Source organism: Paenibacillus prosopidis, from assembly GCF_003337375.1.
GTDB classification, from domain to species: domain Bacteria; phylum Bacillota; class Bacilli; order Paenibacillales; family Paenibacillaceae; genus Pristimantibacillus; species Pristimantibacillus prosopidis.
In genome coordinates, this window is the sequence record NZ_QPJD01000065.1 from 1 (window position 1) to 2,369 (window position 2,369).

Consider the following 2,369-nt stretch of genomic DNA (forward strand, 5'->3'; position numbering starts at 1 on the left):
TGTAGAATTCTTCATCATTTTTTATCATTATCTTACCTAATACTCCTTTCTTACAAGTTTCCTATCCACTTAACCAATAGCCAAGCAACCCCCTAATATTAACACATATTGGAAGTATGCGTGGAAGAGGCAGCTAATTCAAGGCATGCGAGTGAGAACCTCCAGGGGCAGCGTGGAGAAAGCGCAGTAGATGGAATTATATGGGGCAGTATATATTCCCCTCTACTCCCGTGCGCCTTCATGTTGCCGAATTCTAACACGGAGTTCCCCTTCTTGTCTTTCATCCTTAACCAACCGGACGAAATCCTGCGAATAAGCGAGCATTCGTGAGAAAAATAAATAATACCGAGGGAGTTCAAATTTTTATTTATTTGGAAATTGCATTTTCCAGTCTTTCAGTCCTTTGCTGATTTTATCTTCAAAGGTTGGTTTCTGTCCCCCCGGCGACGAGTGCCAATATAACACCAGGACATTTTCACTTTGCCAAGCAATCGGAACTATCATATTATACTGAGCCTTTTTGTTGTTAAAATCCGTGAATCCTTTTTCTCTCTCTGTTATATTTTGAAAAATATAAATCGAGATTCTTTCTGGCGGCTTTTCCTTTAATTTAAAGTCATCCGGCTTTATATTGTTTAAAACCCATTCGGAAGTTTCTCCCGATTTAACATCTGCCTCTAGCTTTACCCCTTGGGGTTCAATATAACTTAGTACATTATGCAAAGCGATCGTCACACCATTTGGATTGGGTGTAGGTGGTTCTTTCATCTCAAAACAACCGGTCAGAGCTATCATTAACACGCATAAAGCTAGCCCTAATTTCAATAATTTCATTTTTATTCAACTCCATTAAATGAATTATGTTGCTACAATTGAATACCTTGATAGACGAAAGATAATGGGAAATGTTGCTTTCATAATTTCGACTATACTGCCAGTTAGCGTAGTGCAATATTATTGATTTTGGATAGACATTCTTATTTGCGTCAAATGATAACCATCCGAATCATGAGTAATAACTTTTATTAGGTCACTGTTAAGCTTCAAATTTGTACTGTAGAAATTTGCTGAGGCGTTGGATGACCAGAATGAATTTGATTCTATAGTATCTTTTGAAATAATCGCTAATCCTTCATAATATTGTATGGGAGCTGATTTTTTATGATAATTTTGAGGAAACCTTGGAAAGTCGCAGTATTCGGAATTATTGGAATCGTTGTTCTTATCGTTATATTCGCTGCTGCCATTATCAATAATATTGGATTCCATAACATTAAGCTCATGTACACGTTAAGTACAACGGATAAACAAATAGTCTTGATGGATGGGAAGGGGAATTATTTAGGGGAGGATCGTTCCGTTGGTATTCTTCTTAAAGAACGAATGAGTAGCAAGGGCTGGATCTATGTCAGGGAAGAAGGCGCAAATTTTTTTTTGAAAAGGGAAATGAATTAACGTTCGTTACCGTGCAGCAATGGAATCATAACTATGTCATTTATCACGTTAAAGATAACGTCGTCAATATAGCGGACTAGTACGTAATTATGTTGTACTTGTATAATAAACAAAACCCTACCATTAAGCCCATATTGTAGACAATGAAAAAAAACCTATGAACTGAACTATTTAAATGACAAAGCGGCAGACCAGAATTTGGTCTACCGCTTCAATGATTGAACTATCGTACCCGTTAGCGGAATAAATAGATAGCTAACACCTATTCAATTACTTCAATTTTTCTAGCCCATACTTGTGGAGGATTCGATAAACGAACCCCTTCATCATTCACCCACACTTTAACTTTTTGACCTTTTTCAAGCGTTGTAAAATCCATTTCTTCGCTTCTTAGTATTACTTTATCGGGTTCACCAATCTTTGACTTGCTTCTTGTTACCAACATAATAATGCTATCTTTATCAACTTTTTCAATAGTTCCTTCCAGGTATGACGACTCTTGAGTACAGCCCAAAAAAGTAATACTTAATATTGTGATGAGTAGGAATAAAACAACCTTTTTCTCTTGTTGTACCTCCATATTATTTATGTATTGCTTTATAAATAATGAACGAGCAAAATCCTTTTTGCGTTGCAAAAACAGCTCAGGTAATTTGTTCCAAAAAGAAAGTTAAACTCACAATCCTGCCCATTAGGTGAGCAAAGGCTGCCGTTCTTGCCGCAGCCTCGTCCTGGGTGTTTATTCAGCTATCGTACCCGTTAGCCATTCATGCAGCGCGAGAAACAGCGCTGCACCACAGAGGATGAAAATGGAAAAGTCGTCAATACTTCTACTACGGCTGGGAGAAGAAGGTCGATCAACTATGGTGCGTTAGAGCCCATCCGTTAGTCTGACTCCGACAACCACGGTGCAT

The 2,369-nt window shown here is 37.8% G+C and carries 3 protein-coding genes; 1 reads left to right on the plus strand and 2 read right to left on the minus strand.

Annotation, left to right across the window (positions count from 1 at the left end; translation table 11 throughout):
* Window positions 1-363: 363 nt before the first annotated feature.
* A complete protein-coding gene (locus tag DFP97_RS30250; protein WP_114384357.1) occupies window positions 364-834 on the minus strand; it encodes a hypothetical protein in 471 nt (156 codons plus the stop codon).
* A 327-nt stretch (window positions 835-1,161) separates the two neighbouring features.
* On the opposite strand from DFP97_RS30250, the gene DFP97_RS30255 reads away from it, so the two are divergent.
* The gene (locus tag DFP97_RS30255; RefSeq protein WP_114384358.1) at window positions 1,162-1,455 is read left to right on the plus strand and encodes a hypothetical protein; all 294 of its coding nucleotides are present in this window, start codon (window positions 1,162-1,164) and stop codon (window positions 1,453-1,455) included.
* Window positions 1,456-1,717: 262 nt separating this feature from the next.
* Here the strand turns inward: DFP97_RS30255 and DFP97_RS30260 are convergent, their stop codons facing one another.
* Window positions 1,718-2,092, minus strand: a complete 375-nt coding sequence (locus tag DFP97_RS30260) for a DUF3221 domain-containing protein (protein ID WP_114384359.1) — start codon at window positions 2,090-2,092, stop codon at window positions 1,718-1,720.
* Between the last annotated feature and the right edge of the window lie 277 nt (window positions 2,093-2,369).

Coding starts and splice junctions, on each gene's coding strand:
- DFP97_RS30250 (WP_114384357.1), bottom strand. CDS start 834: ATGAAATTATTGAAATTAGGGCTAGCTTTATGCGTGTTAATGATAGCT.
- DFP97_RS30255 (WP_114384358.1), top strand. CDS start 1,162: ATGATAATTTTGAGGAAACCTTGGAAAGTCGCAGTATTCGGAATTATT.